Here is a 23,036-nt window from a genome sequence, read left to right as displayed (position 1 = left end):
TTAAATTCTAAGAAGAATATTTTTATAACCAACATGTTTATGAATAGTATATACATTGCAAAAATAATCTTTCATCGTAGTTATAAAAATATTGCAAGAGTTTTAGTCGTAATTGTGAATTGTGCATTGTGCATTGAAACATATATATTAGGAAAGTAACGCCACACTTAGTATAGATTCGCACAAAATAGATATTTTAATTAATAATTAAGAATATCTTTATGAATTTATATTAAGTAGATATATATAATATAGAGGTGACTATTTTTTATTCTCTAGGAATTTATATTGAAGCTAAATCTACGGACGTTATGCTCATTGAGGGGATAAATTATGAAAAAGGTTTGATTTAGAAATATATGTTTTAAAAGAGAATAAAACTTGTAAAGAGAAATTGATTGGAGGATGTTAATGAAAATTTTTAGTAATGATCGTAGGCAAGTAAGATCTGGCTGGAAGATAATACTTGTTTTCGTATGTTTCTTTGTATCTACAACTATAATGTCAGTTGTTTTCAGTAATATATATAGTGCATTTGTCTTTATGAGTAATCCAGAATTACTGTCAAAGCAAGACGAGGGAATAAGATATATTACGGAACAACTTTTAAGTATGTCTTCTTTTCCAGGCGCATTTTTAAATTTGATACAATGTATACTAATGATATTCTTTGTAGTTTTATTTTGGAAGGTTCTAGATAGAAAAAAAGTTAAAGATATTGGATTAATTAATATAAAAATAGGATGGAAAGATTTATTTTATGGCTTATTATTTGGCGCAATATCATTTACTATAGTTGCAATTATATTGTTATGTACTAAATCAGTTGAACTAGTGAATAGTTTAAATAGTCCAAACTTTTCAAGAGCATTGTTTTTGCAGCTTATTGTTTTTATCTTTGTTGGGATTAATGAAGAACTTTTTGCTAGAGGGTATTGTATGACTGTTTTGAAACAAACTAAAATATCATGGATACCTATTTTAGGATCAGCAGTAATATTCTCGCTGATGCATTCTTTAAATCATGGAATCAGCTTACTTGCATATATTAATTTGTTTTTATTTGGGATTTTTATGGGATATTTATTCATAAAGACTAAAAATATATGGATGTGCATAGGGTATCATATAACTTGGAATTATTTTCAAGGGGACATTTTTGGATTCTTGGTAAGTGGAAATGTTACAGATTCTATATACACCATAAGAACTATTAATTCAAATATAATTAATGGGGGAAGCTTTGGACCAGAAGGAGGAATAGTGGTTACAGCATTGCTCATAGTAACAATTTTGATAACATATAAATTCATACCTTATAGAGCATAAAATGCGTAAAAAATCTACACATATGAAAAGAGTGCGAAGCACAATACGGAACTTAAAATATGAAAAGAGTGCGAAGCACAATACGGAACTTAAAAGAATGAAAAGAGTGCGAAGCACAATACGGAACTTAACCAAAGTCGACTGCGATTTTGTTATGTACGTTGTAAATTTTATATTCATAAGGTATACTTAAGATATGCTTTTAACTAAATGAGAAACTAAGTAATATAGAGGTTGAGTGTAATGAACAGAGAATTTAAAAGATATATGTATATTATAGGAACAATTTGTATAATATTTTTAGTAGGATCATTAATTCTACATATTCTTCCATGGCTTCTGATAGCAGGAGTAATAATATATATTGTTATGAAGATAGTGGGATTTTTTAGAGAAAAAAAGAGAAAGAAGAATTTAAATAACTATTATAATAATGATAGAGATAAGGAAGTCTACAGCACTCCTGTAGATGACTATACAACTGGAGAAATCATTGATGTTGAATATGAAGATGTAGACAAAAAAGAAAAATAATATTTTTATATTAAAGCTCAGTTTTTGGTAACTGAGCTTTTTTTGCATGTATAAGGAACTATTAAAAAATAACAAGTCAATCCGTCAGAATGTTTTCCGTCATCCTATGCCAGCAGATTGACCTAATAGTCTATTATGATATATATTATTAAAAAATATATATTAAAATTGAATTTTGATATTTTGCCTTAATTAATCACTCGACTTACTAGAAGTTCAAATGTAAATTTATTATTAAAACGTATATAATAATGCTAATTGTTTGAAAATAGGACGTTAATATTGTATAATTATTTATAGAAATTAAGATATATAAAAGAAAAAAGAAAGTTAGGTTTCTAAAGATTTTTAAAATAAATATAAGCAATATAGGAGGCAATAAATATGGAAAAGATAAAAATGTCAACTCCGTTAGTTGAAATGGACGGAGATGAAATGACAAGAATTATTTGGGGCGCAATAAAAGAGGAATTATTAAATCCTTTTATCGAATTAAATACAGAATACTATGATCTTGGATTAGAGTATAGAAATGAAACTAACGATCAAGTTACTGTAGATGCTGCAGAAGCTATCAAAAAGTATAAAGTTGGGGTGAAATGTGCAACTATTACACCAAATGCAGCAAGAGTTAAAGAGTATAATTTAAAAGAAATGTGGAAAAGTCCTAATGGAACTATAAGAGCAATATTAGATGGAACAGTATTTAGAGCACCAATTATAGTAGAACCAGTTAAGCCATATGTTAGGACATGGAAAAAGCCTATTACGATAGCGAGACATGCTTATGGGGATGTATATAGGGATGTTGAAATGAAAATAGAAGGTAAAGGTAAATGTGAACTTGTATTTACCTCTGAGACTGGCGAAGAAAAAAGAGAGTTAGTACATAACTTTGCAGGTGATGGAGTAGTTCTTGGTATGCATAACCTTAATAAGTCTATTGAAAGTTTTGCAAGAGCTTGTTTTAATTTTGCACTAGATACTAAACAAGATTTATGGTTTGCAACTAAGGATACAATTTCAAAGAAATACGATCATACATTTAAGGATATTTTCCAAGATATCTTTGATGAAGAATATAAAGCTAAGTTTGATGAGGCGGGCATTGAATATTTCTATACGTTAATTGATGATGTTGTTGCTAGAGTTGTTAAATCAGAAGGGGGAATTATCTGGGCTTGTAAAAACTACGATGGAGACGTAATGAGTGATATGGTTGCTACGGCATTTGGTTCACTTGCAATGATGACATCTGTACTTGTATCGCCAGAAGGAAACTATGAATATGAAGCGGCGCATGGAACTGTTCAAAGGCATTATTACAAACACTTACAAGGTGAAGAAACGTCAACAAATTCTATCGCAACAATATTTGCGTGGTCTGGAGCCTTAAAGAAAAGAGGAGAATTAGACAATAATGAGGCTTTAGTCAATTTTGCAGACAAATTGGAAAAGGCTTCGATTAAAACAATTGAAGATGGAATAATGACTAAAGATTTAGCGTTACTTGCTGAGCATAATAATATTCAAACACTAAATACATTTGACTTTATTAAGGCTATAAGAAAAACTTTGGAGGAAATACTTTAATTTTCCCTCACGTGATTTAATATTTAGGAATAAGTAAAAATAGTGTTATATATATTGTAATAATAAATTTACATTTAAAACTATAGCAAACCAATTGTTTAGTTATGTTCGGAATGTAGAAACTTAACTGCAATATAGATTTTGTATATAAAAATAGGCTGTACGAAATAGAATGTTTTTCTATTTTATATAGCCTATTTTTTATATAAATTTTGAATAAGTGCATATAAAATCATATAGAAAACTTAGTTAATAACATTATGCATATATATGTTGCAATTCACAATGCACATTTCACAATTCAGAATTACGGCTAAAATTCATGCAATATTCTTAGAATCATTATGAAAAATTATTTTTGCAATATTATTGAAATACAGGATATGTGTTTAAGAATTCTACTTAATAAAGTTTTCAAGTAAGACTAGATTCTATATATTTAGCTAGTAAAAATATAGATATCTGCAATAAAAATTCTCATTTTTTATGGAAAAATCATTCAAGCTATATTAAGTTCATAGAATCAAATAATATATGAATAATTATAAAATTGTTAAAATAGTCAAGAAAAATTAACAAAAAAAGCAAAACGTCAATGATAAAACGTTACCAATTGATGAAAGTATAATTTTTGAAAAAAGTTATTGAAAATCATTTTCAATACGAGTAAAAAGTGATATTATTATTTATAGAGAAGTTAATTAAAATCATTATCAATTGATTGTGACTTTAATTGACGATAAAATGTAAGGAATTATACATAAATAATTTATGAAAAAATTAGTGAATCTAATTAAGGGGGAAATGTTATGCCATTAATATTAGCTAATAAGGGAAATGAAATGAATATTAAAAAGATTACAGGAAATGATGAAACAAAAAGATTTTTAAACAGTTTAGGGTTTGTTACAGGTGAAACGGTTAAAATTATTTCTGAACTTGGAGGAAATCTAATAATAAATGTTAAGGATAGCAGAGTTGCATTAGATAAAAGAATGGCAAGCAGAATTATAGTTTAGGAGGATTTTTATAATGAACACATTAAAGGAGATTAAATGTGGACAAACTGTTAAGGTTAAGAAGGTCGATGGTTTAGGACCTGTTCGTAGACGTATTATGGATATGGGAATAACAAGAGGATGCGAAGTGTATGTTCGTAAAGTGGCACCACTTGGAGATCCAATAGAGGTAACAGTTCGTGGATATGAATTATCACTTCGTAAAGCTGATGCAGAAATGATACTTGTAGAGTAATTTAATACAAAAAAATATATACCATAGTTCAAATTAATAAAGAAAGGTATATATAGTGATGAGGAGGAATAGAAATGTCAATTAAAATAGGGCTTGCAGGTAACCCTAATTGTGGAAAGACAACTATGTTTAATGAACTTACAGGTTCATCACAATACGTTGGTAACTGGCCGGGGGTAACTGTTGAAAAAAAAGGTGGTAAGTTAAAAGGACATAAGGAAGTTGAAATTGTCGATTTACCAGGAGTTTATTCTCTATCACCATATACCCTTGAAGAAGTTGTAACACGTAATTTTATGATAAATGATAGACCAGATGCGGTAATTAATATTGTGGATGCATCTAATATTGAAAGAAATTTATATTTAACAACTCAGATTTTGGAATTGGGAATTCCTACTGTTATAGCACTTAACATGATGGATATTGTAGAGAAAAATGGAGATAAAATAGATATTAATAAATTATCAAAAACTCTAGGGTGTCCAGTAGTTGAAACCTCTGCACTTAAAGGAAATGGTGTTAAAGCAGCAGCAGAAAAGGCTATAGAAATAGCTAATTCAAAGAAAAAGCCAAATTTTCAAGTGCCATTTTCAAAAGAAGCTAGGGATGCTTTTGATGAGATAGAAAAAATTGTCCAAGGTAATATACAAGGTAAAGATGTAAATATTAATTGGCTTTCTATAAAATTATTTGAGCGTGATAAAAACATAATAGATAATTTGAAACTTCCAGAAAACATATTAAGTGATATAGAAGCAGTAATACAGAAATATGAAAATGAACTTGATGATGATAGTGAAAGTATTGTTACTGCGGATAGATATGCATTTATAGGGGATGTAGTTTCAAGTGCTATTAAAAAGAGTAGCAATGGAAAAGAAACAACGTCAGACAAAATTGATAAAATTGTTACAAATCGTTTCTTAGCATTGCCAATTTTTGTGGTTGTTATGTATGCAGTATATTATATTGCAATAACAATAGGAACAATAGGAACTGATTGGATTAATGACACATTATTTGGAGAGATAATTCAAGGAAGTGCTTCAGACTGGATGGCAAGTGCAAATGTAGCCGATTGGTTACAAGGGTTAATTATTAACGGAATAATTAGTGGAGTAGGTTCAGTAATTGGTTTTGTACCACAGATTATACTATTATTCTTATTCTTATCTGTACTTGAAGACTGTGGATATATGGCTCGTGTAGCATTTATTATGGATAGAATTTTCCGTAAGTTTGGTCTTTCAGGTAAGTCATTTATACCAATGCTTATTAGCTCTGGTTGTGGTGTGCCTGGTATTATGGCAACACGTACAATGGAAAATGAGAGAGATAGAAAAATGACAATTATGTTAACTACATTTATTCCTTGTAGTGCAAAGTTACCAATTATAGCTTTAATTGCATCAGCATTCTTTAATGATTCAGCTTGGGTAGCTCCATCAGCATATTTCTTGGGAATAATAATGATTGTTGTTTGTGGAATTATATTAAAGAAAACAAAATTATTTTCTGGGGATCCTTCACCATTCGTTATGGAATTACCACAATATCATATACCAAGCGCAAAAAGTGTAGTTATTCATATGTGGGACAGGGTAAAAGCATTTATAGCAAAAGCTGGAACAATAATTTTAGTTTCTTGTGCAGCAGTATGGTTCTTACAATCATTTAATTGGTCATTCGAGATGGTAGACGCAGATAATAGTATATTAGCAAGTCTAGGAAATATTATTGCACCTATATTTGCACCACTTGGCTTTGGAAATTGGCAATCAGCAGTTTCAACAGTTACAGGACTTGTTGCAAAGGAAAATCTTGTTGGAACATTTGGAGTTTTATATGGAATAACAGATGCATCTGAAACTGATCCAACATTAATCAGCAACGTTGGTGCAATGTTTACAGCAGCAAGCGGATTTGCATTTATGGCATTCAATTTACTTTGTGCTCCTTGTTTCGCGGCAATTGGTACAATAAGACGTGAAATGGGAAATTGGAAGTGGACATTCATTACTATAGGATTCCAGACAGCAACTGCATATATCGTTGCACTTGTTATTAACCAAGTTGGTAATTATATATTAGGAGTCGGAAGTTTATTGGGAGCTGTGGTTTCAATTATAATTGCAGTAGCTGTAGTATTTATAGTTATAGCAACAGGAAGAAAAGAATCAAAAGAAAAAGTAATTAATGCTAATTTAAGTTATACAAAATAATGTTTATGAAATTAGATTTGAGCATAATAGTTTACTTAGATTAAGATTTGAGGAGTGATAATTATGGTGGCAACAATTATATTAGCTGGTATAATATTTGGATTTATGGCATTTGTGATAGGAAAGCAAATAAAAAAGGCTAAAAATGGAGAAAGTGGTTGCGGATGTGGATGCTCCGGTTGTTCATCAGCTAATGCATGCCACGGAATAAAGGTAAAGCAAAAATAAAATGTTAATAATTAAATATGTTGTGCTTAGAATCTTATATTTTAATATTAAATAAGCAAATATATTACTAGCATACTGGATTTTAATGTCATAACATATATATCAAGTAGTTGTTTAAGGCAACTACTTTTTTTTATTTTCCAGATTCCAAAGTCGCCTATGATTTTGTTCTTTTCTTGAAGTTTATATTTGTGGAGGGGAAACTGGAGTGACTGTGTATTTTGGTAATGGAATTTTCTTGAATAAATGTATTGACAAAGTGGATAATATAAACTATAGTATAAATCATATAAATCCTATTGAAATAATAGGGATTAAAAACAAATATCAGTATAACCAATAAAATAATACGAATTATTGATGTTGTTATAAATTCTTTAATTGAGATTTAGATAGGTGATTACAATTAAAAACCTACTAAACATATATGACAAATAATAAAATTGAAAGGGGCAAATATTATGAAAAAGAGGAGAATATTAAGTGTTACGCTTTCTATAGCTTTAATAATGGGGGCTTTTATAGGTTGTGGAAAGCAAGAAACTAATAATAGTGAAAATTCGGACAGTAAAAAACCTGTAGAGCTTTTGAATGTATCATATGATCCAACAAGAGAATTATATACAAAATTTAATGATAGTTTTATAAAATATTGGAAGGATAAAACTGGACAAGATGTAACAATAAATCAATCTCATGGAGGCTCTGGTGCACAGGCACAATCAGTAATTGGTGGATTGGAAGCTGATATTGTAACCTTAGCATTGGGTTATGATATAGATGCTATAAGCCAAGCTGGGCTTGTAAATAGTGATTGGCAAAGTAAATTTAAAGAAAATAGTTCGCCATATACATCGACTATAGTTTTTCTTGTTAGGAAAGGAAATCCTAAGAATATAAAAGACTGGGATGATTTAACGAGGGATGGAGTTTCGATAGTAACACCAAATCCAAAAACATCAGGGGGAGCTAGATGGAATTACTTGGCAGCTTGGGCCTATGCATCGAAAAAGTATAATGGTGATGAAAAGGCTATAAAAGATTTTATGTCAAAGTTATATTCAAATGTAGAAGTATTGGATTCAGGAGCTAGGGGAGCAACAACAAGTTTTGTTGAGAGAGGATTAGGTGATGTACTTATAGCATGGGAAAATGAAGCACTTTTATCACTTAATCAACTTGGAAAAGATCAGTATGAAATAGTGGTGCCATCATTAAGTATCCTGGCAGAACCTCCTGTTGCTGTAGTTGATAAAGTTGTTGATAAAAAAGGAACGAGAGAAGTTGCGGAGGGGTATTTGGATTATTTATATACTAAAGAAGGACAAGAAATAGCAGCAGAAAATTATTATAGACCTAGAGATAAAGAAGTTGCTGAAAAGTATAAAAGCACATTTCCAGAAGTTAATTTAGTTACAATAGATAGCGAGTTTGGAGGATGGGCAAAAGCTCAGGAAACTCATTTCGCAGATGGAGGAACATTTGATCAAATTTATATTCCTAAAAAATAGGATTCCATTAGTAGGTCAATCCAATACTATTTCCAAATCATAAGTATTGATTATAATGATTTTCGAATATAAGCAAGATTTAATAAAATAATAATTTCAAAAACTTACTAAATAAAAATTAACATATTTATTTAGTAAGTTTGGTTTTTGTTAAAAATTAATATTTTTGAGCTGATTTTATTGACAAAAGCATAAAATTCCCTTATAGTATATTTCATATAAAGTTTATAAAATTAGTAGGAAATAAAAAGATATTATGCATAATTAGTTAAGTAGTCAATTATCACATAAAACATTATTTTATATAGTAATTGATATAAAGTTTTTATGACATAGTTTGCAAAAATAATTATTCATCATAATTCTAAAAATACTGCAAGAATTTTAGCCGTAATTGTGAATTGTGAAATGTGCATTGTGGTTTGCAACGTATGCTAAAACTTGGTATTTGCTAGGGTGTTATTTAATCAAAACCCTACTAAACATATATGAATATTGATTTTTTTACATATGAGCAATAAATATTTATGAAAAAAGATTGGGGAGAATATTGTGAAAAAAACTGGGATTTTATGTTTGATGCTTTCTATTACGTTAATTACTGGGGCTTTTGTTGGATGTGGAAAGCAAGGAACTAGTGGCGATAATAGCAAGAAACCAGTGGAGCTCTTGAATGTATCATATGATCCTACAAGAGAATTATACACTAAGTTTAATGAAAGTTTCACAAAGTACTGGAAAGAAAAAACTGGACAAGATGTAACAATAGATCAATCTCATGGAGGATCTGGTTCACAAGCACAGGCAGTTATGGGAGGATTAGATGCTGATATTGTGACTTTAGCATTGGGATATGATATTGATGCTATAAGCAAAACTGGCCTTTTGGATAGTGATTGGCAAAGCAGATTTAAAGAAAATAGTGCACCATATACGTCAACTATTGTTTTTCTTGTTAGAAAAGGAAATCCAAAGAATATAAAAGATTGGGATGACTTAACAAAAGACGGTGTTTCGATTGTGACACCAAACCCAAAAACTTCAGGTGGAGCTAGATGGAATTACTTAGCGGCCTGGGCGTATGCATCAAAAAAATATAATGGTGACGAAAATTCTATAAAAGAGTTTATGTCCAAGTTATATTCGAATGTAGTTGTATTAGATTCAGGATCAAGAGGAGCAACTACTAGTTTTGTTAGAAGAGGATTAGGTGATGTTCTTATAGCTTGGGAGAATGAAGCTATGTTATCACTACAACAGCTTGGAAAAGATAATTATGAAATAGTTACTCCATCTTTAAGTATTTTAACAGAGCCATCAGTTGCAGTAGTAGATGAAGTCGCTGATAAAAGAGGTACTAAAGAGGTCGCTGAAGGATACTTGAACTACTTATATACTAAAGAAGGACAAGAACTAGTAGCTCAAAACTATTACAGACCGAGGGATAAAGACGTTGCTGAGGAATATAAAGATACATTTCCTAAATTGGATCTTGTAACAATAGATGATTCCTTATTTGGAGGATGGAAAAAAGCTCAAGAGACTCATTTTTCAGATGGGGGAACATTTGACCAAATTTATATTCCTAAAAACTGAGAATATTAGAGTATAAAGTTAAAATTGATTCAGTGGGGGATGTCAAAAAGAATTTTAGTTGAACTTATACAATTAAGGAGAATCAAATCTGGGAGATTGCCAGTTTTATATCCAACTTAAATAAGAGGAAGATAAAAGTGGCTAGGTATCAGAGAAGTTTTTAAATATGTAATTATTTTGTTAGAGTGGGGGATGAATATGAGCAAGACAAAAAGAGTTATTCCTGGATTTAGATTGACAATGGGTTTTTCTCTTGTTTACCTAAGCCTTATAGTTTTAATTCCTTTATCAGCTTTAGTCATAAAGTCAGGGGGAATGGGATTAGATAAATTTCTTAGTACAGTATTAAATGCTAGAACATTGCACGGATATTTGGTAAGTTTTGGTGCTGCATTCGTAGCAGCGATAATAAATAGCATATTTGGAGTTATCTTAGCGTGGGTTTTAGTTAGATATGATTTTCCATTTAAAAGATTTATAGACGGAATAATTGATTTACCATTTGCACTGCCAACAGCTGTTGCAGGTATCTCACTTACTACTTTATATTCTGAGAATGGTTGGATAGGAAAAATACTTTATTCATTTGGAATAAAATCATCATTTTCTATTTTAGGAATTGTTATAGCCTTAACATTTATAGGAATTCCATTTGTTGTAAGAACAATTCAGCCGGTTCTTGAAGATTTAGATGGTCAATATGAAGAAGCTGCTGCAATGCTTGGAGCTAGTAGAATAAGAACTTTTTGTAAAGTAATATTTCCAGAAATATCAGCGCCACTATTAACTGGGTTTGGTTTGGCCTTTGCAAGAGGGGTTGGTGAGTATGGAAGCGTAGTTTTTATTGCAGGAAATCTTCCAATGAAAACAGAAATTGCACCTCTTTTGATTATGTCAAGATTGGAACAATACGATTATAGTGGCGCTACTGCTATAGCTTTGGTTATGTTAGGCGCTTCATTCTTAATACTATTCGTTATAAACGGTATTCAACTATACAATAGTAAATTAAAGCAGATATGAGGTGAGTAGTGAGTGAAAAAAACATCTATGAATAGAAGCGAAAATAAATTCTTGAAATACGGTTTGATAGGTATAAGTATATTTTTTCTTATACTAATGCTTATTATTCCATTGATATCTATAATTTCCGAAGCATTGGCTAAAGGATTTGGTGCATATATTAAAGCAATTTCAGATGGATATACTCTTAAAGCTATGAATCTTACATTAATTGCTACGTTAATAGCAACAATCATGAATACCATCTTTGGTATATGTGTTGCTTGGGCTATAACAAAATTTAAATTTAGAGGGAAGAACTTGCTAGGAACTTTAATTGATCTGCCATTTGCAATTTCGCCTGTTATTGCAGGACTAATATTTGTATTATCTTTTGGAAAAGGGAGCTTTCTAGAGAATATTTTAATTCAAAATAATATAAAAATAGTCTTTGCTGTGCCAGGAATAATATTAGCAACAATATTTGTAACGTTTCCGTTTGTAGCAAGAGAAATAATACCTTTAATGAATGCTCAGGGAACTGATGAAGAAGAAGCAGCAGCAATGATGGGAGCTAACGGATTTAATATATTTAGAAAAATAACTCTTCCAAATATTAAATGGGGTCTTATATATGGAGTAATACTTTGTGCAGCAAGAGCAATGGGAGAATTTGGGGCAGTATCAGTAGTATCTGGTCATATTAGAGGAAAGACCAATACTTTACCATTACACATTGAAATCTTATATAACGAATATCAATTTTCAGCAGCTTTTGCAGTCGCTTCTATATTGGTAATTATTGCGATTATGGTCTTAATATTACGTAATATTGTGGAATGGAAAACTAAGAAGGGGGTCTAGTATGTATGTATGTGGAACTAAAGAATATTAATAAAAGATTCGGAGATTATAAGGCATCTGACAATGTTAGTTTTAGGATAGAGCAGGGAAAATTAATTGGTCTCTTAGGTCCAAGTGGAAGTGGCAAGACTACTATACTTAGAATGATAGCAGGTCTTGAAACTCCAGATGAAGGAGATATCATTATTAATGGAGTAAAAGTCAATGACATAGAACCAGGAAAAAGAGGAATTGGCTTTGTATTTCAAAGTTATGCTCTATTTCGTCATATGACAGTTTATGATAATGTAGCGTTTGGTCTTGTGGTACAAAAAGCTAAAAAAGATTATATACATGAGAGGGTTATGGAACTTATAGAACTTATTGGCCTTAAGGGCCTTGAAAAAAGGTATCCAGGTCAATTGTCTGGTGGACAAAGACAACGTGTAGCTTTTGCTAGAGCACTTGCACCTAACCCACAGCTGTTACTACTAGATGAGCCTTTTGCAGCAATTGATGCTAAGGTAAGAAAAGAACTTAGAAGATGGCTTAGAGAAACGATATCTAAATTAGGAATAACAAGCATCTTTGTAACCCATGACCAAGATGAAGCGGTAGAAGTAGCAGATGAAATAATAATAACAAATAGAGGGAAAATTGAGCAGAAAGGTAGTCCGGTTGAGATATATAAGAATCCAAAGACTCATTTCGTAGCACAATTTATTGGTGAATCGAATCTAATAGATGATTATACTAAGCTAAAAGGATTTGAAGTTGTAAACCCTAAAGAAACAAAGGCGATAGTACGTCCTGAGTTTATACAAATTGCTAAAAATGATAAGGAGATTTTGACTCCTCTTGCAGCAGAAAAAGGAATTGTAAAAGGTATTGCATTTAGAGGAAATAATCTTGAAATAGATGTACAGGTAGGGAACCAAATATTTTATGGATACCGTAGCTTGGAAGATGAAGAATTAAAAATTGGTGAAGAAGTTTTCGTTTTAATCCATAGAGTTTATGCATTTGATGAAAAAAGTGCAAATGTTGTGGAAAATAAGATTAAAACAGAAGAAATGTCTGTATTTATTTAAATATCATCCATGAATAAAGACAAAGATTAAATATATTTGAGCTTTGTATAAATAAAAATCAGTGTTTAAAAATGCAGGGAATAATAATCTCTGTGTTTATTTAGTAAATATTGACCTTAAAAAAAGGAGATATGCTATGAGTAAGAACGTTCAAGTAAAACAATTAGAAACTGATATATTAATTATTGGAGGAGGTACTGCTGGGTGCTATGCGGCCTTAACCATACGTGAAAATTCTAATGCATCCGTACTTATCCTTGAAAAAGCTAATATTAAGAGAAGCGGATGCTTAGCAGCCGGAGTAAATGCAATCAATGCATATATAGTAAAAGGAAGAACTCCTGAAGACTATGTTGATTATGCAAAAAAGGATGCAGATAATATTGTGCGTGAAGATCTACTTCTTACAATGTCACAAGGTTTAAATAAGGTAACAAAAAAGTTAGAGGATTTAGGGCTTGTTATTTTAAAAGATGAAAATGGCGAATATGTGGCTAGAGGAAATAGAAATATAAAAATTAATGGTGAAAATATTAAACCTATTTTAGCAGATGCAGTGCAGGAACTAAATGATGTTACTGTTATGAATCAAGTTAATGTTATTGATTATATTGTAAAAGATAATCAGATACTTGGCGCTTTTGCAGTTGGTGTAGAAGAAGAAATTCTATATGAAATTAGAGCAAAAAAAGTAATATGCGCAACTGGTGGAGCAGCAGGTCTTTACAAACCTAACAATCCAGGTTTTTCAAGACATAAAATGTGGTATCCTCCTTTCAACACTGGTGCAGGGTATTCAATGGGAATAAAAGCAGGGGCTGAAATGACTACTTTTGAAATGAGATTTATTGCTTTGAGATGTAAGGACACAATTGCTCCAACAGGTACAATTGCTCAAGGTGTAGGAGCAAAGCAGGTAAATTCAAAAGGAGAAGTTTATGAAACAAAATATGGTCTAACTACATCAGAAAGAGTTTATGGAACAGTAAAGGAAAATCAAGAGGGAAGAGGGCCTTGTTATTTAAGAACAGAAGGAATTACCTCTGCTCAAGATGAAGAATTAAAGAAAGCATATTTAAACATGGCTCCTAGCCAAACTTTAAAATGGATAGAGTCAGGTAAAAATCCAAGTGAGCAGAATGTAGAAATTGAAGGAACAGAACCATACATAGTAGGTGGGCATACTGCTAGTGGATATTGGGTTGATACTAAAAGAGAAACTACAATAAAAGGTCTTTATGCAGCAGGTGATGTAGCTGGTGGATGTCCACAAAAGTATGTTACAGGAGCACTAGTAGAAGGCGAAATTGCAGCAAAGGCAGCAGTTGAAGCAATAAATAATAGTGATAAAGATGTTGTTACTTTATCAACAGCTGAAGAAGATTTACTTATAAAGAAAAAGAAAGAAGAAGTTGAAAAAGTATTAAACTCTGAAAATCAGATATTCAATTTTGAACAACTTGAAGAAGCGATGCAGAAAGTAATGGATACTTATGCAGGTGGAATTGGAAGTAGTTATCAGTTCAATGAAAAGCAACTTGAACTTGCAATGGAGAAAATTGAGCAAATTGAGAAATTGAGTGAAAGTCTTTATGCAGAAGATATGCATGAATTGATGTTTGTATATGAGTTAAAAGAGAGACTTACTCTTTGTAAATCTGTAATTGCCCATTTAAAAGCGAGAAAAGAAACTAGATGGCACAGCTTTGCAGAAAATCTTGATTATCCAGAGAAAAGCGATGAATGGTTAAAATATGTTAATTCGAAGCTTGTAGATGGCAAACTTACAATGTTATATAGAGATTTAGTGGGAAGAGGTGAAACATATGAGCATAGCAATTAATAAAAATAAATGCATAGGATGCAAAAGATGTTTAGCTGTGTGTCCAGGAAGTCTTATAAAATCAACTGAAGATGGCAAGAAAGTATATATAAAATATCCTAAAGATTGCTGGGGATGCTCTTCTTGCATAAAAGAATGCCCTACAGGTTCGATTTCATTATATCTAGGAGCAGATATGGGTGGAAGAGGAAGCAAACTTACAGTTAAATTTAAAGATGATATTGCAGATTGGAAGATTGAAGAAACTGATGGAACAGAGCATTCAATTAAGATAAACCGTAAGGATTCAAATCAATATTAGAATCAATTCACAATGTACAATTATCAATGCACAATTAAGGAGGAAAAGCCTATAGGCTTTTCAGAAAAAATATACACATATAAAAAAAGCAGCTATGCTGCAACCAAGATCAATTATATAAAAAAAGCAGCTATGCTGCAATCAAGATCAATTATATAAAAAAAGCAGCTATGCTGCAATCAAGATCATTTATATGAAAAAAGCAGCTATGCTGCAAATAAAAACATTTCACTTAGAAAAAGCGCAAAGCGTAATAAAGAACATTTGAATAAATTACGAATTAATTTAATCCACAATTGTGCATTGCGAACTATGAATTGTGAATTGAAAAGTATATTTTAAAATTTTAATTAGCAAATAGGGGGACTAATATATGAGCGAATTATCACATCTTGATAAATTAGAAGCAGAAGCAATTTATATTATTAGAGAAGTAGCAGCAGAATGTGAAAAGCCAGTAATGCTATATTCAATTGGTAAAGACAGTTCTGTTATGTTACATCTTGCAATGAAAGCATTTTATCCTGAAAAGCCGCCATTTCCTTTCATGCATATAGATACAACATGGAAGTTTAAAGAAATGATCGAATTTCGTGATAAGACGGCAGAAAAATTAGGAATTGAGATGATTGTCCATTCAAATGAAGAAGGCATAAAGCAAGGGATTAATCCTTTTGATCACGGTTCAGCATATACTGATATCATGAAGACACAAGCTTTAAAACAAGGTTTGAGTAAATATGGATTTACAGCAGCATTCGGCGGAGGACGTCGTGATGAAGAAAAATCTCGTGCAAAGGAAAGAATTTTCTCTTTCAGAAATGAAGCACAAGCATGGGATCCTAAAAATCAAAGACCAGAAATGTGGAAGCTTTATAACACTAAAATAAATAAAGGTGAAAGTATGAGAGTTTTCCCAATTTCAAATTGGACTGAAAATGATATCTGGCAGTATATAAAGCGTGAAAATATTGATATAGTTCCTTTATATTTTGCAAAAGAAAGACCATGCATTGAGCGTGATGGCAATATTATTATGGTAGATGATGATAGATTGAAGTTATTACCAGGTGAAAAAGTTGAGCATAAAAAAATAAGATTTAGAACCCTTGGATGTTATCCATTAACAGGTGGTTTTGAATCAGATGCAGTTACTTTGGATGCGATTATTGAGGAAACCCTTAGTGCCGTATCATCTGAAAGAACAACTAGAGTTATTGATAGTGAAGCAGCAGGTAGTATGGAAAGAAGAAAGAGAGAGGGGTATTTCTAAGATGAAGAGCTTATTAAAGTTTATAACATGTGGTAGTGTAGATGACGGAAAATCTACTCTTATTGGGCATATTTTATATGATTCAAAGCTTTTATATGCAGACCAAGAAAAAGCTTTAGAATTAGATAGCAAAGTTGGAAGCAGAGGTGGAGCAATAGACTATTCTCTATTATTAGATGGCTTAATGGCGGAACGTGAGCAAGGAATTACAATAGACGTCGCATATCGTTATTTTACAACTGATAATAGAAGTTTTATAGTAGCAGATACTCCAGGGCATGAAGAATATACTAGAAACATGGCTGTAGGTGCATCCTTTGCAGAGCTTGCTATTATATTGATAGATGCAAAGCAAGGGGTATTAGTTCAAACAAGAAGACATGCAAGAATTTGTTCCTTAATGGGTGTAAAGAATTTTGTATTTGCAGTTAATAAGATTGATTTAGTAGGCTACAGTCAAGAAAGATTTCTAGAAATTGAAGAGCAAATTAAGGGGCTAGTAAATGAACTTTTATTAGAAAATGTTAATATAATTCCTGTGTCAGCTACAGAAGGAGACAACGTTACTAAGAAATCAGAAAATACTCCATGGTATGCAGGGGAAGCACTTTTACCATATCTAGAAAATGTAGAGATTGATAGTAAGTCTGAAGAAGGTTTCTATATGCCTGTTCAAAGAGTATGTAGACCAAATCATACTTTCAGAGGATTCCAAGGTGAAATTGAAGCTGGAAGCATTTCTGTAGGAGATGAAATTACGACACTTCCTAGCAATGAAAAAGCATTAGTAAAAAGTATTCATATTACTGATAGGGAATCACAAAATGCAGGAAAAGGTCAAGCTGTTACAATACAACTTAATAAAGAAGTTGATGTATCAAGAGGCTGTGTACTTACAAAAGGAACTGATATTACTACAAGTAAGCTAATTAGTGCAAAGATTCTTTGGATGGATGACTCAGAATTAACAGCTGGTAAAGAATACTTTGTAAAAGTAGGTACTAAGATGTTGACTGGTGTTGTTACAGATGTAAAATATAAAATTGATGTTAACACTGGAGAGCATTTACCAACTGGTTATTTAACAAAAAATGAAATAGCAGCATGTGATATTTTATTATCTGAAAAGATAGTTGTTGATAAGTTTGATGCACATAAAACATTAGGAGAACTTATTTTAATAGACCGTATCACTAATATGACATCAGCTTGTGGTGTTATAGAAGATGTTCATAATAATGATACTAAAAATGCAAAATTTGCTTTTGAACATAATGAATTAAAAGCAAGAGGAGATATTTTTGAAGAATTCTATTATGATACAGAAACTTTATCTATCTTCAAATATAAGCCAGAAGAAAAGACTTATACTATAGGTAATGAACTTCCAATAAAAGGCGATAGTTATGAATATCCAGAGACTTTTGATTTATTAGTTCTTCGCGATGGAGTAGCAATCGAAGTACGTGATAAGAAGATTACTAATATTAAATCTATTGACGATTATAAATATCAAGAAGTTCCAGTTATTAATGGTAGAGGATTTGAAGTTGAGGTAAATTCTAATGAAGAAGCTGAAACATTTTTGAGTGAATATAAAGAAACTGATGAGAAAACTCTAGGAGATTTCTTGAACAAATGGGTTAAATTTGAGACTTATAGAAAAGTAGTTTTTCATAGTACTAAATAGAAAATGTATAAACGGGTTCTCTTGAATATAGAATATATAAAATAAATTAAAGAAGCCTCGAAAATGATTGGAAAATTGTTTTTGAGGCTTTTTTAGTCACCTTTACTAATAATAAATACAATTACTAGATTTCAAATTATATAATGTATTATTATGTTATAATATAAGGAAAAATATACTATATTTATATTTGTTTTATTGAAAAAGAAATTATTTGATGATAAAGTTTAATGTAGATGGATAGAGGTGATTAATTTTATGAAACATAAAATATTATTGTTTGATTGTAAACCTGGTATGATTTTGGCTGAGGATATAATATGTAATGGTTTAAAATTAGCGTCTAAAAATACAATACTTAATTCATATATAATAGATAAATTGATTAGTCTTGGTGAATATAGTATTTATATCTATGTTTCTGAAGGAAACAATAGCTTGGGCAAGAGCAATATTGATAAAATTAAAGAATTTAAAGAGGACTATGATGTAAGTATATACAATATTAAAGAGGTAATAAATGAATTAATTACAACGGATAACATGAATACTGAGAGTATTTCTAAAATATCTAAATCAATAATAAAGTATTTAGATGAACCTAACATTATAATTAAGTGTTTAGCTGCGTTAAAGGAAGCAGATGAATATACTTATACGCATTGTATAAATGTAGCAATATATTCAATGCTTATAGCAAAGTGGATGAATTTATCTTCAGACACAGTTAAGGAAATTATTGAATCAGGACTTCTTCATGATATTGGAAAGATTAAAATAGACAATGAAATATTGAACAAGCCAAGTAGGCTAACAAGAGAAGAATTTGATGAAATTAAGAAACATACTATTTTGGGATATGATATAATAAATGATTATAATTATTTTAGTAGAAGTATAAAAGATGCAATACTCATGCACCATGAAAGAATCGATGGATCTGGCTATCCGTTTGGAAAACTAGGAAGAGATATTACATTAAATGCAAAGATTGTTGCAGCAGCAGATACATTTGATGCGATGACATCAAATAGAGTATATAAGAAAGGAGTAACACCATTTAAAACATTTCAAATGTTTTTGACTGAAGGGATGAAATTATATGATACATCAGTCATTTTTACACTTTTAGAAAATATAAGCCCATATTATATAGGGATGAAGGTAAAGCTTGAGGATGGCAGGATGGGTGAAATTATGTATATACCGCCCAATGATATATTAAGTCCCATTGTAAAAATTAATAATGAACTTATTGATTTTTCAAGAAGAACAGATTTGGATATAAGTGATATATTTGTATAACATTTAGTAATATAGGAATGTGGAAATTTAAAACTTAAAAAATACTGTTTCATATATATTGCAAAAATAATTCTTCATCATAATTCTAAAAATATCACAAGAATTATAGCTGTAATTGTGAATTGTGAAATGTGCATTGTGAATTGCAAGATATATAATAAGAAATATACTAGTTAAAAATTCTATTAATTTTAGGATGAGTATAATATAAATTTTAAAAAATTATAAAAAAATCTCTATGTAGATGTCGAATCATAATTCCATTTTTGGAAATAATATAGCTAAATAAAATTGGAATTTTAGTGTGTATAGATAGAAACTTTTATTAATGAAAAAAAGTAAATAGAATATAAATTACGAATTAGATGTGGTGTTTTACAGCAAATATAGGCTCGAAGTAGATTTTAAGCTACTTGAGTCTATTTTTTTGTAGAAATTTATAGAAAAGGTAAAATGAAATTTCAATACAAAAACATCATTTAATTATATAAATTAATAAAAACTATTAGATGATAATACCAATTAGTACAATATATTGCCACTTTGAACAATATAATATCATTATTGACAAATAAGACCAAAAATTATACTATAAAATTAGTAGGAATCAATATTTTTTTATGGTGCAGATAATTAAATATTAGTTTTTGAAACATATATAAAATTAAATTATAAAAAATAAAAAAGATATTAATGAACTTGTATTTGTAGGAGGGGATGTGAGAAGGCTTGATTATAAAACCATATAAAGAAGATTATTTAGTGGACACTTTAAAAAGATTATAGTGAATTTTACTAAATATTTGTGGAGGAATATTATATGAATGATTTATTGGATATTCAACATATTGCTTTTGAATTAGCAAGTGAGAAGTATGCTCTTAAAATTAGTGATGTTTATGAAATTATTAGGATGCAGCAAATATCTCCAACACATAATAGTAAGTTCTTTTTGGAAGGCGTTATTAATTTAAGAGGAAAGGTAATTCCGGTAGTCAATTTACATAAAAGGTTTAAACTAATAGAATGCGCTAGAACTAAAGAAACTAGAATAATAGTGGTAAAAAGTAGAGAAGAGATGATTGGTATAATTGTGGATAAGGTTGACTCAGTTATACAATTCAATGATATCCAACCAACTCCAAAAGTTGTTGCAGGTATTGATGGGGAGTACTTTGAAGGAATAGGAATTACGGGGAATGGAGTAATAAGTTTATTGAAGATAGATGTAGTTCTTCATGATTAGGGGGAGGTGTGAAATGTCTAATATATATGAAATGCCTGAAATGGTAAGTGCATTTTTGGATGAAGTGGAAGAGCAGATACAACTTTTAGAACAAGGAATTTTAGAATTAGAAAAGAAAGATGAAGTTAGTAAAGTTATACAAGATATTTTTAGGGTAGCACATACATTAAAAGGATCCTCTTCAGCTATGGGGTATGAAAAGATGAAAACTCTTACTCATGAAATGGAAAATGTACTTGATAAAATTAGGAATAATTTTATGGAAGTAACAGAGCCAATAATTAACGTTTTGTTTGAATGTACTGACTGCTTAACTTTATTAAAAAGAGATTTTATAGAATATAAGAATGATACGGAAGTGAACATTGATGATATCATAGGAAAACTTAGATGTATGCAAAGTATTGACGTGGACAAAACTGAAGGCAATCAATTTATTGGAGTAAAAAGTGAAATTAGTCATGAAGGTGAAAATGAGAGGGTAGTATTTGAGCTAGATGATGAGAAAAGACATATAATAGAAAATGAAAAGCTAAATGGGTGCTCTTGTGTTGTTTGTGAGATTAAGCTCTCAGAGGATAGTCTTATGAAAGCAACAAGAGCTTTTCTTATACTTAATTCGCTAAATGATATGGGAGAGGTTATAGGATCTAGTCCCAATGCATTAGAACTATTGGATGAAGATGAAAATATTAATACTATAAATTATTTATTAATTTCTGAATTAGGAGCAAAAGAACTTGAGTTAAGAATTAAGCATGAATTAATGGATATTGATGATGTTAGTGTGTTTGATTATGAATTTACGAAATTAGATAAAGAAAAGGTAGTTACTCAGGATAAAAAAAATATAACTAATGTAAATAGAGAAATGGCAACGGAAAAAAATGATGAGATAAGCAGTGAAAAGAAGATTTCACAAGACATAAGAAATGAAAAAAAATTATCACAAGCCATTAGAGTCGATATAGAACGTCTTGAACATATGATGAATTTAGTTGGAGAGATGGTTATTGAACAAACTAGAATTGCTCAAGTAAGTAACAATTTACATAATAAATATATAGCTGATGATTCAGTAGAAGATTTAATTGGAATATCAAGTCGTGTATCAAGAGTAGTTAGCGAACTTCAAGAAAGCATAATGAAAGCTCGTATGGTGCCAGTGCAACAGCTATTTAGTAGATTCCCGAGGTTGGTAAGAGATCTTGCTAATTCATTAGAAAAAGAGGTGGATTTGGTTCTTGAGGGTGGAGAGACAGAAATGGACAGAACTATAATTGAAGATATTACTGATCCTTTGATTCATCTTGTAAGAAATTCCCTAGACCATGGAATAGAAAAACCCAGTACTCGTATAGGCAAAGATAAGCCTTCAAAAGGAACTTTGAAAATAAAGGCATTTCATCAAGAAAATCATGTAATTGTGACAATTGAAGATGATGGTGCTGGCTTAAATTTAGAAAAGATAAAGCAATCAGCAATTAAGAAAGAAGTAATTTCAGTTCAGGAGGCAGAAGCATTATCAGAACATGAGATAATAAATCTTATTTTTCAAACGGGGCTGTCAACAGCTAATAATGTAAGTGACGTTTCAGGAAGAGGCGTAGGAATGGACATTGTTAGAAATCATATAGATAAATTAAATGGAATTATTGATGTAGAAACAAAAGAAGGAGAAGGTAGTAAATTTACGATTAAATTACCACTAACTCTTGCAATACTCGCAGGATTACTGGTGAAGATTCATAATGAAACTTATGCGTTACCGATGAGCAATATAATTGAGATTGTGAGAAAGCCTAAAGATGAGATTGAATATGTGAAAAATCAATCTGTTGTTGTTATTAGAGATAAAGTTCATCCTCTAGTATGGCTCCATGATTATTTCAAATTGCCTAGGGAAAATAAAAAGAAAAATGTGTTCATTGTAGTTTTAGGTATCGCAGAAAAAAGATTCGGTATTGTAGTTGATGAATTAGTTGGAAATCAAGAAATAGTAGTTAAACCTTTAGGCTCTTACATAGGAAAAATTGAGGGGATATCGGGCGCAACAATACTTGGTGATGGAAGTGTTGCGCATATATTTGACGTTGTAGGAATATCGAGAATGATTAGTAGCAAAAACATAAAAGACAATAATAATTTTAGTAATAATGAAATTTAATAAGC

Annotated in this window: 19 protein-coding genes; all 19 read left to right on the top strand. The window is 30.6% G+C overall.

The window, feature by feature from the left end:
• Positions 1-411: 411 nt before the first annotated feature.
• The gene (locus ACJDTP_RS04090) at positions 412-1,329 is read left to right on the top strand and encodes a CPBP family intramembrane glutamic endopeptidase (protein ID WP_406760570.1); all 918 of its coding nucleotides are present in this window, start codon (positions 412-414) and stop codon (positions 1,327-1,329) included.
• A gap of 243 nt (positions 1,330-1,572) precedes the next feature.
• Positions 1,573-1,863 carry a hypothetical protein gene (locus tag ACJDTP_RS04085; RefSeq protein ID WP_161223134.1) on the top strand — a complete coding sequence of 97 codons (291 nt, stop codon included), beginning with the start codon at positions 1,573-1,575 and terminating at the stop codon, positions 1,861-1,863.
• A gap of 384 nt (positions 1,864-2,247) precedes the next feature.
• The gene (locus ACJDTP_RS04080; RefSeq protein WP_406760569.1) at positions 2,248-3,456 is read left to right on the top strand and encodes an NADP-dependent isocitrate dehydrogenase; all 1,209 of its coding nucleotides are present in this window, start codon (positions 2,248-2,250) and stop codon (positions 3,454-3,456) included.
• Between the two features lie 809 nt (positions 3,457-4,265).
• The gene (locus ACJDTP_RS04075; RefSeq protein ID WP_012060355.1) at positions 4,266-4,475 is read left to right on the top strand and encodes a FeoA family protein; all 210 of its coding nucleotides are present in this window, start codon (positions 4,266-4,268) and stop codon (positions 4,473-4,475) included.
• Between the two features lie 13 nt (positions 4,476-4,488).
• Complete coding sequence (locus ACJDTP_RS04070; protein WP_012060354.1) at positions 4,489-4,710, top strand: FeoA family protein; 222 nt, start codon at positions 4,489-4,491, stop codon at positions 4,708-4,710.
• Positions 4,711-4,784: 74 nt separating this feature from the next.
• Complete coding sequence (gene feoB, locus ACJDTP_RS04065) at positions 4,785-6,935, top strand: ferrous iron transport protein B (RefSeq protein ID WP_078114600.1); 2,151 nt, start codon at positions 4,785-4,787, stop codon at positions 6,933-6,935.
• 63 nt (positions 6,936-6,998) lie between these two features.
• A complete protein-coding gene (locus ACJDTP_RS04060) occupies positions 6,999-7,163 on the top strand; it encodes a FeoB-associated Cys-rich membrane protein (RefSeq protein ID WP_077845291.1) in 165 nt (54 codons plus the stop codon).
• Positions 7,164-7,624: 461 nt separating this feature from the next.
• Positions 7,625-8,674, top strand: a complete 1,050-nt coding sequence (locus tag ACJDTP_RS04055; protein ID WP_078114601.1) for a sulfate ABC transporter substrate-binding protein — start codon at positions 7,625-7,627, stop codon at positions 8,672-8,674.
• A gap of 552 nt (positions 8,675-9,226) precedes the next feature.
• Entirely contained in the window at positions 9,227-10,270 is a 1,044-nt protein-coding gene (locus tag ACJDTP_RS04050) for a sulfate ABC transporter substrate-binding protein (protein ID WP_078114602.1), read from the top strand.
• Between the two features lie 198 nt (positions 10,271-10,468).
• On the top strand, positions 10,469-11,293 hold the full coding sequence (gene cysT, locus ACJDTP_RS04045) for a sulfate ABC transporter permease subunit CysT (protein ID WP_078114603.1): 825 nt from the start codon (positions 10,469-10,471) through the stop codon (positions 11,291-11,293).
• 27 nt (positions 11,294-11,320) lie between these two features.
• Positions 11,321-12,136, top strand: a complete 816-nt coding sequence (gene cysW, locus ACJDTP_RS04040; RefSeq protein ID WP_171773054.1) for a sulfate ABC transporter permease subunit CysW — start codon at positions 11,321-11,323, stop codon at positions 12,134-12,136.
• Between the two features lie 5 nt (positions 12,137-12,141).
• Positions 12,142-13,206 carry a sulfate/molybdate ABC transporter ATP-binding protein gene (locus ACJDTP_RS04035; RefSeq protein ID WP_012060347.1) on the top strand — a complete coding sequence of 355 codons (1,065 nt, stop codon included), beginning with the start codon at positions 12,142-12,144 and terminating at the stop codon, positions 13,204-13,206.
• Between the two features lie 136 nt (positions 13,207-13,342).
• Positions 13,343-15,049 carry an adenylyl-sulfate reductase subunit alpha gene (locus ACJDTP_RS04030; protein ID WP_078114605.1) on the top strand — a complete coding sequence of 569 codons (1,707 nt, stop codon included), beginning with the start codon at positions 13,343-13,345 and terminating at the stop codon, positions 15,047-15,049.
• Positions 15,033-15,350: a 4Fe-4S dicluster domain-containing protein gene (locus tag ACJDTP_RS04025; RefSeq protein ID WP_065418791.1), complete on the top strand. Its 318-nt coding sequence runs from the start codon at positions 15,033-15,035 to the stop codon at positions 15,348-15,350. The genes ACJDTP_RS04030 and ACJDTP_RS04025 overlap by 17 nt, the downstream gene beginning before the upstream one ends.
• Positions 15,351-15,723: 373 nt before the next feature.
• Positions 15,724-16,623: a sulfate adenylyltransferase subunit CysD gene (cysD, locus tag ACJDTP_RS04020; RefSeq protein ID WP_023973163.1), complete on the top strand. Its 900-nt coding sequence runs from the start codon at positions 15,724-15,726 to the stop codon at positions 16,621-16,623.
• A 1-nt stretch (position 16,624) separates the two neighbouring features.
• Positions 16,625-18,313 (top strand): sulfate adenylyltransferase subunit 1, encoded by a 1,689-nt coding sequence (locus tag ACJDTP_RS04015; RefSeq protein WP_173712016.1) that lies wholly within the window; start codon positions 16,625-16,627, stop codon positions 18,311-18,313.
• 258 nt (positions 18,314-18,571) lie between these two features.
• Positions 18,572-19,618: an HD-GYP domain-containing protein gene (locus ACJDTP_RS04010; protein ID WP_077840267.1), complete on the top strand. Its 1,047-nt coding sequence runs from the start codon at positions 18,572-18,574 to the stop codon at positions 19,616-19,618.
• Between the two features lie 820 nt (positions 19,619-20,438).
• Complete coding sequence (locus ACJDTP_RS04005) at positions 20,439-20,864, top strand: chemotaxis protein CheW (protein WP_171772488.1); 426 nt, start codon at positions 20,439-20,441, stop codon at positions 20,862-20,864.
• A 13-nt stretch (positions 20,865-20,877) separates the two neighbouring features.
• The gene (locus ACJDTP_RS04000; RefSeq protein WP_406760568.1) at positions 20,878-23,031 is read left to right on the top strand and encodes a chemotaxis protein CheW; all 2,154 of its coding nucleotides are present in this window, start codon (positions 20,878-20,880) and stop codon (positions 23,029-23,031) included.
• The last annotated feature ends 5 nt before the right edge of the window (positions 23,032-23,036 follow it).

Origin of the sequence: Candidatus Clostridium helianthi, from assembly GCF_045310795.1 — a bacterium.
GTDB classification, from domain to species: domain Bacteria; phylum Bacillota; class Clostridia; order Clostridiales; family Clostridiaceae; genus Clostridium; species Clostridium helianthi.
The sequence above is the reverse complement of the archived record's forward strand: the minus strand, read 5'-3'. Positions and strand labels throughout refer to the sequence as shown.

Coding starts and splice junctions, on each gene's coding strand:
- cysT (WP_078114603.1), top strand. CDS start 10,469: ATGAGCAAGACAAAAAGAGTTATTCCTGGATTTAGATTGACAATGGGT.
- ACJDTP_RS04080 (WP_406760569.1), top strand. CDS start 2,248: ATGGAAAAGATAAAAATGTCAACTCCGTTAGTTGAAATGGACGGAGAT.
- ACJDTP_RS04055 (WP_078114601.1), top strand. CDS start 7,625: ATGAAAAAGAGGAGAATATTAAGTGTTACGCTTTCTATAGCTTTAATA.
- ACJDTP_RS04015 (WP_173712016.1), top strand. CDS start 16,625: ATGAAGAGCTTATTAAAGTTTATAACATGTGGTAGTGTAGATGACGGA.
- ACJDTP_RS04035 (WP_012060347.1), top strand. CDS start 12,142: ATGTATGTGGAACTAAAGAATATTAATAAAAGATTCGGAGATTATAAG.
- feoB (WP_078114600.1), top strand. CDS start 4,785: ATGTCAATTAAAATAGGGCTTGCAGGTAACCCTAATTGTGGAAAGACA.
- ACJDTP_RS04025 (WP_065418791.1), top strand. CDS start 15,033: ATGAGCATAGCAATTAATAAAAATAAATGCATAGGATGCAAAAGATGT.
- cysD (WP_023973163.1), top strand. CDS start 15,724: ATGAGCGAATTATCACATCTTGATAAATTAGAAGCAGAAGCAATTTAT.
- ACJDTP_RS04005 (WP_171772488.1), top strand. CDS start 20,439: ATGAATGATTTATTGGATATTCAACATATTGCTTTTGAATTAGCAAGT.
- ACJDTP_RS04000 (WP_406760568.1), top strand. CDS start 20,878: ATGTCTAATATATATGAAATGCCTGAAATGGTAAGTGCATTTTTGGAT.
- ACJDTP_RS04030 (WP_078114605.1), top strand. CDS start 13,343: ATGAGTAAGAACGTTCAAGTAAAACAATTAGAAACTGATATATTAATT.
- cysW (WP_171773054.1), top strand. CDS start 11,321: ATGAATAGAAGCGAAAATAAATTCTTGAAATACGGTTTGATAGGTATA.
- ACJDTP_RS04010 (WP_077840267.1), top strand. CDS start 18,572: ATGAAACATAAAATATTATTGTTTGATTGTAAACCTGGTATGATTTTG.
- ACJDTP_RS04090 (WP_406760570.1), top strand. CDS start 412: ATGAAAATTTTTAGTAATGATCGTAGGCAAGTAAGATCTGGCTGGAAG.
- ACJDTP_RS04085 (WP_161223134.1), top strand. CDS start 1,573: ATGAACAGAGAATTTAAAAGATATATGTATATTATAGGAACAATTTGT.
- ACJDTP_RS04075 (WP_012060355.1), top strand. CDS start 4,266: ATGCCATTAATATTAGCTAATAAGGGAAATGAAATGAATATTAAAAAG.
- ACJDTP_RS04060 (WP_077845291.1), top strand. CDS start 6,999: ATGGTGGCAACAATTATATTAGCTGGTATAATATTTGGATTTATGGCA.
- ACJDTP_RS04070 (WP_012060354.1), top strand. CDS start 4,489: ATGAACACATTAAAGGAGATTAAATGTGGACAAACTGTTAAGGTTAAG.